This is a genomic window from Thiothrix eikelboomii, assembly GCF_900167255.1.
Lineage (GTDB): Bacteria > Pseudomonadota > Gammaproteobacteria > Thiotrichales > Thiotrichaceae > Thiolinea > Thiolinea eikelboomii.
The window spans coordinates 1-5351 of record NZ_FUYB01000043.1; the positions used below are offsets into that span (position 1 = coordinate 1).

Sequence of the window (5351 nt, forward strand, 5' to 3'; positions counted from 1 at the left end):
AAGCCCCCTCGCATCAAAAAGATGATGGCATTGCTCGCCATTGGCTTCTGTTGGGCGCACAAGGTCGGGGAATGGAAGGAAAAAACCGTCAAACCCTTGAAGGTGAAAAAGCATGGGCGTAAAGAACAGAGCATTTTCCGCTACGGCTTGGATTACCTGACTGATCTGTTAACAGGAAGCGGACGTGAAGCCTTGGATAATCTCAGGCTCGTGATCCTGTTCCTTTGTCCGCCCCAATTTATGGTGGTAGAGGATGGACGTATGAGACTCAAGCCGTTTTCGTTTAACACAAATTCAATGGGTTAGGAAAATTGTCGTGTACAGAGAAAGTAATCATACAATATCAGCTTGTATAAAAAGGAGTCAAGTAAATGACTACATTGTTGTCTTGGGTAGGTATTGATACGCATGGGCCTGCTTCAGTTTATATCGCTAGTGATAGCCGTATATCTTGGGGTAGTTCTCAACAGTGGGACGTGGGCAGAAAGGTATTTGCATCTAAAACAAGTCCTGAAATATTTGGTTATTGTGGAAATGTTTCTTTCCCTATACAAATTTTAGGACAGTTGATTGAATTGATTGATACCGGTTGTTTATTTGAGAAAAATGATTCGCATGACATAAAGCTGAATAAGATAATAAAGAAAATCGAAAGCAGTTATCATGAGCGCCCTGTAGTACAGCGAGGGGTTTTCCATATTATTTATGCCACTAGAATTAGTGATAGAATGAATTCAGTATTTCATGCTTATCAAATATCCAGCAGCTCAAAAGGGCATATTACATATGAAGAATTTAATTTTAAAAATAAGTCGCATGTTGTGGTCGCATTAGGTAGTGGGCAAAAATACTTTGAGTCTCGGCATGATAAATGGGTGGGCAAAATAAAAGAAGATCCGCATGATAGCGGAAGAAGCAGCAGAAATGTTTTTAGTGCTTTTTGTGATTCACTTAAGGCTGGTGAAGATAAAATGAGTGGAGGGTCTCCTCAGTTGATTGGATTATATAGAGTTGGTGCAGCAAAAAGTTTTGGCGTTATCTACGAAAATAATCGTTATTTAAATGGAATTCGACTTGATAGTATAACAAGCATTAATAATATTGAATGGAGAAATATTCTATTTGAGCGGTGCTGCGGTCATACAATGAAAATTCTAGGAAAAGCACAAAGACAGCCAAAATTGATGCATATTGAAGAACCAAATTAATCATGAATTGCACAAATATTCCAACTCCGCTTCGAGTTCACCGGGTTCGTAGTGGATGACAGGGATTTTGTGTTTAGCGCATTCTTCGTAAAAGCGGTAGCGGTCTACGCCTGCAAACTCACAGGCAAATCCAGCGGATATTTTCCCCACTTGAAACATGGCGAGAGCTGCGTACAGCTTGATTTGCTTGGCAAGTTCGGGAAGCGTGTAGTCCAACCCTAATTGTTCAGGGACATCGAGTGTAACCTGCATTTCTAACACCTCGGTTAGCGTTTTTCATAGCTCTATGATAACGACTAGGTAGGAAGTTCTCCAGCGATCAGAGGTAGGGGATGTTATAATCAGGCATAAATTCACTACCCACAGCATCCACCAATGGCAGATATTCCAGCAACCAGCGAACCCCGCATGATCAGGAAGGTGGTGCGTGTCACCACCAACCAAGATCAACCATCCGACTATCAGTATTGGATCACCCGCCCCATTGCGGAACGTCTGGATGCTGTTGAAATGCTTCGTCAATCCTACCTGAGTTTCCTACCCGATGTTCCAACGCGACTTCAAAGAGTTTATCGAGTTACTCAACAATCACGGGATTGAGTACCTGCTTGTTGGCGGCTATGCACTCGCCATCCACGGGCGTAGCTCTAAACTGCTGTGTCAGGTTTGCACCGATACAGCGTGATAGACATGCCCATCCCCAATGCGCCCATGCGGCTCAGGGTTGCATTGGTCAGCGCATTCCTGACCCGCGCCCCATCACCACATTGATAACCAATATCCAAATTGATAACCAATATCCAATGTTTTGCTCATACAAGCATCCCAAATGGCACGTGCTGAAGCATCCAGTGCTTCGATAGCATCAAGCATGGCTACGATGGTCAGTTCAGGCTGGCGCAGGTGCAATGCCTCGTCAGCCGCCTCATTGACTTCCAACGTTGCATACCATTTGCCGTCATCTCCAACCCCCGCGTGCAATGAATAAAAGCCACTGGTTTCCAATGCCTGCACCAAAAGCGTCAAATCCTGCTCGGCAATCAGGTCAAGGTCGGTGTTGAGATAGCATGTTGTTGCTTTCATTAATACTGAATCTCCACATCCTGCATCATGCCCGCATGTTCCAGCAAGCGGCTTGTCTGCTGCTGGATGCTATCCCGCAAGTTTGCTGCAAACTGCCGTTCTGCCGGGGTTTTCAATACACACGCCGCCCACACGCGGGGCAATTGTTCCACGACCTGCTTGCACATGGCGGTAAGCGTTGCCTGCACCAGTGAGCGCGACAGACCACAACTCGCGGCAAAATCTGCCAATTGAAAGGCGGACACACGGGTATCGAAGTCATCCCCCAACGCCATTGCCAGTTCCTGCTGGTATTCGGGATACACCGCAATATTGACCAGATCGTAGCAAGGCGCAGGTTCGATACCGTTTTTGCCGACGAAAAAGCTGATATTTTTGCCATGCGCATCCCAATTGCTGATGATGAGATTGAACAGCACCCAGTCCAGCACGTATTTGCGGGCCAGCGCAGGCGAACGGCAATGAGCGCAGAAGGCGAATAAACGCGGCAAACTTGCGCCATCACGGATAGCCGCCACATCAGGGCTGTTACCAAAATTGCGCTCGTATTTGTATTCAGGCGGCAAATCGAGTGCTTGGCAACCGTCCAGCAAATGGCGGCGCAATACCGTATCGCCTTGGCGTTTGCGGTCGAAGCGCGTCACCAGCAACGCACGATGTTGACCGAAACGCCGCAATTCCACCGCTGCGACGGGCAAACCGATGGATTGAGCAAGCTGCATCAAGAGGTATTCATTCAGCACCACATGGTTCTGGTTGGCTGGCTCGAATTTGAGGATATGGGTGGAACACAAGCTGCCTTCGCCAAATGCCAGCCCGCCTTGTGCATCCGCCAACACATTGATTTTATGCTGAACACCTGCCACCGACAGGCGCGGGCGACCATCCCACACAATCAGGTTGCGGGCGGGTTGATTGTCGAGACGTTCGAGCAATTCAGCAGGCAGAATCGGGCGTAAGCGGGCGGGCTGGATGGGTTCAAGCGTTTCAGGCAAGAACTGCAATGCACCCGGCGTATCTGTTCCCAACGCACGGATAATCCCAAAGGTATTGGCGCGGCTGATTTGGTAGTTTTCCAGCAGGATGTCGAAACCCTGACCTTCGGGCAGCAAGTTACGCAGGAAACGTTGCACCACCTGATGGTTCGCGGCTGAGGTCAGCGGCAAATGCGGCGAAATGGCAAAACCACTGGCCTGCCATGCCGGTGTGTATTCCAGCGTCAATTGCCCTTGCACATCTGCCAGCAGAAAACCGATAGGCTGTTCCCCCAAGCAAACCCGCAGGCGGTGTTCATACCCAGTCATCGTCGCCACCTTCCGTCCACGGTTCTACTTTGAGCGCAATGCCAAGACCGTTTAACACTTGCAGTAATGTGCCGAGTTGTGCGCCGTGGTGTCCGCGTTCCAGCTTGCTAAGGGTATCTTTGGCAACGCCGAGTAAGGTGGCGGCATCGTCAATGCGTAAGCCTGATTGGGTGCGTTTGGCACGGATGAATTGCCCTAGCAGTTCGGGGGTGAGTGCGCCGGATTGCTGGGGCGTGGGAAGTGGGGTCAGGGGTCTTGCCATATCGGATTACCATTATTCCTACTACTAAAGGAATAATAGCGTGTTGTGGGCAATATGCAAGGTTATTCCTGCTAATGCAGGAATAAATGAAAAGATAGGCTTTTATCTTTTTAGATAGTAAGTTGAGTTTGGCTGCTTGAATAGCAAGACCAGATAAAGCATTTTAGTGTTTTACTTTCAATAACTTGATTGGTTTTTCTTTTAGCTGGCACACCCCTTGCAATAACTTCAGCGTAACCAACGACAAGCAAGGAATACATCATGAGCACTACCGCCACTCCCTACGAAGTCCTCCATGCAGAAGGTCACGCGCCCATTAAGGCTTGGACTAAAGGCGTGCCTTTCGACGACAACTCCAAACAGCAATTGCTGAACCTTGCCAAGATGCCCTTCCTTCATCAATGGATTGCAGTAATGCCGGATGTGCATTTAGGTAAAGGCGCAACCATTGGCAGCGTGATTCCGACCGTGGGAGCGATTATTCCGGCGGCGGTGGGCGTGGATTTGGGCTGTGGAATGATGGCGGCGAAAACCACCTTGACCGCCGCCGATTTGCCTGATTCCTTGGAGGCGATGCGTAGCAAGATCGAGCAAATTGTTCCGCATGGGCGCGTGGCGACTCGCGGTAAACGCGATACCGGCAGTTGGGGTGATCCGCCAACGGACGTGCTGGATAAATGGCTGGGGTTGAGCGCGGGTTTCCAGCGCTTGTGCGAGAAGCATCCGTTCCTGAAAAACACCAATAACTTGAAGCATTTGGGGACGCTGGGTACGGGCAACCATTTCATCGAGGTGTGTCTGGATGAAACCCAAACCGTGTGGGTGATGTTGCACAGCGGGTCACGCGGGGTGGGCAACGCCATCGGTACGCACTTTATCGAGCAGGCGAAAAAGGACATGGAACGCTATTTTATCCACCTGCCGGATAAGGATTTGGCGTACATTCCCGAAGGTAGCCCGCATTTCCGCGACTACGTGGAAGCGGTGGCGTGGGCGCAGGATTTCGCACAAGCCAACCGCGAGCTGATGATGGCGCGTACTTTGCAGGCGATCCGCGAGGTGTTGCCGATCCCGTTCACGGCGGATGTGGAGGCGGTGAATTGCCACCACAACTACATCAGCCGCGAGCACCATTACGGCAAGGATGTGTGGGTGACGCGCAAAGGCGCGGTGAGTGCGCAAAAAGGTCAGCTGGGGATTATTCCGGGCAGCATGGGGGCGAAATCCTTCATCGTTCGGGGCTTGGGTAATGCCGAAAGTTTTTGCAGTTGCAGCCACGGCGCGGGGCGCGTGATGTCGCGTACTGAGGCGAAACGCCGCGTGTCGCTGGAGGAGCATAAACGTGCTGTTGCTGGGGTGGAATGCCGTGTGGATGAGGCCGTGATTGATGAAACGCCATCGGCTTACAAGCCGATTGATAAGGTGATGGCGGCGCAAAGCGATTTGGTGGAAGTGCTGCATACGCTGAAGCAGGTGGTGTGTGTGAAGGGGTGA

At 50.1% G+C, this 5351-nt stretch carries 7 protein-coding genes and 1 pseudogene; 4 read left to right on the forward strand and 4 right to left on the reverse strand.

What is annotated here, in order from left to right; genetic code table 11:
• Positions 1-306 (forward strand): annotated as a pseudogene (locus tag B5D50_RS20920) (hypothetical protein); the annotation flags it as partial.
• 65 nt (positions 307-371) lie between these two features.
• Positions 372-1208 carry a hypothetical protein gene (locus B5D50_RS19810; protein WP_078924374.1) on the forward strand — a complete coding sequence of 279 codons (837 nt, stop codon included), beginning with the start codon at positions 372-374 and terminating at the stop codon, positions 1206-1208.
• Here the strand turns inward: B5D50_RS19810 and B5D50_RS19815 are convergent, their stop codons facing one another.
• Positions 1209-1460 carry a UPF0175 family protein gene (locus B5D50_RS19815; RefSeq protein WP_078924375.1) on the reverse strand — a complete coding sequence of 84 codons (252 nt, stop codon included), beginning with the start codon at positions 1458-1460 and terminating at the stop codon, positions 1209-1211.
• Between the two features lie 156 nt (positions 1461-1616).
• Here B5D50_RS19815 and B5D50_RS19820 point away from each other — a divergent pair, with 156 nt between their 5' ends.
• Positions 1617-1808, forward strand: coding sequence for a hypothetical protein (locus B5D50_RS19820; protein WP_143594440.1), 192 nt, complete (start codon positions 1617-1619; stop codon positions 1806-1808).
• Positions 1809-1967: 159 nt separating this feature from the next.
• On the opposite strand, the gene B5D50_RS19825 is transcribed toward B5D50_RS19820, so the two are convergent.
• From B5D50_RS19825 to B5D50_RS19835, 3 genes are read right to left on the reverse strand one after another with little or no spacing between them, the layout of a single operon-like run.
• Positions 1968-2291 (reverse strand): hypothetical protein, encoded by a 324-nt coding sequence (locus B5D50_RS19825; protein ID WP_078924377.1) that lies wholly within the window; start codon positions 2289-2291, stop codon positions 1968-1970.
• Positions 2291-3595, reverse strand: coding sequence for a HipA domain-containing protein (locus B5D50_RS19830; RefSeq protein ID WP_078924378.1), 1305 nt, complete (start codon positions 3593-3595; stop codon positions 2291-2293). The genes B5D50_RS19825 and B5D50_RS19830 overlap by 1 nt, the downstream gene beginning before the upstream one ends.
• Positions 3582-3857 (reverse strand): helix-turn-helix domain-containing protein, encoded by a 276-nt coding sequence (locus B5D50_RS19835; protein ID WP_078924379.1) that lies wholly within the window; start codon positions 3855-3857, stop codon positions 3582-3584. The genes B5D50_RS19830 and B5D50_RS19835 overlap by 14 nt, the downstream gene beginning before the upstream one ends.
• 261 nt (positions 3858-4118) lie before the next feature.
• Here B5D50_RS19835 and B5D50_RS19840 point away from each other — a divergent pair, with 261 nt between their 5' ends.
• Complete coding sequence (locus tag B5D50_RS19840) at positions 4119-5351, forward strand: RtcB family protein (RefSeq protein WP_078924380.1); 1233 nt, start codon at positions 4119-4121, stop codon at positions 5349-5351.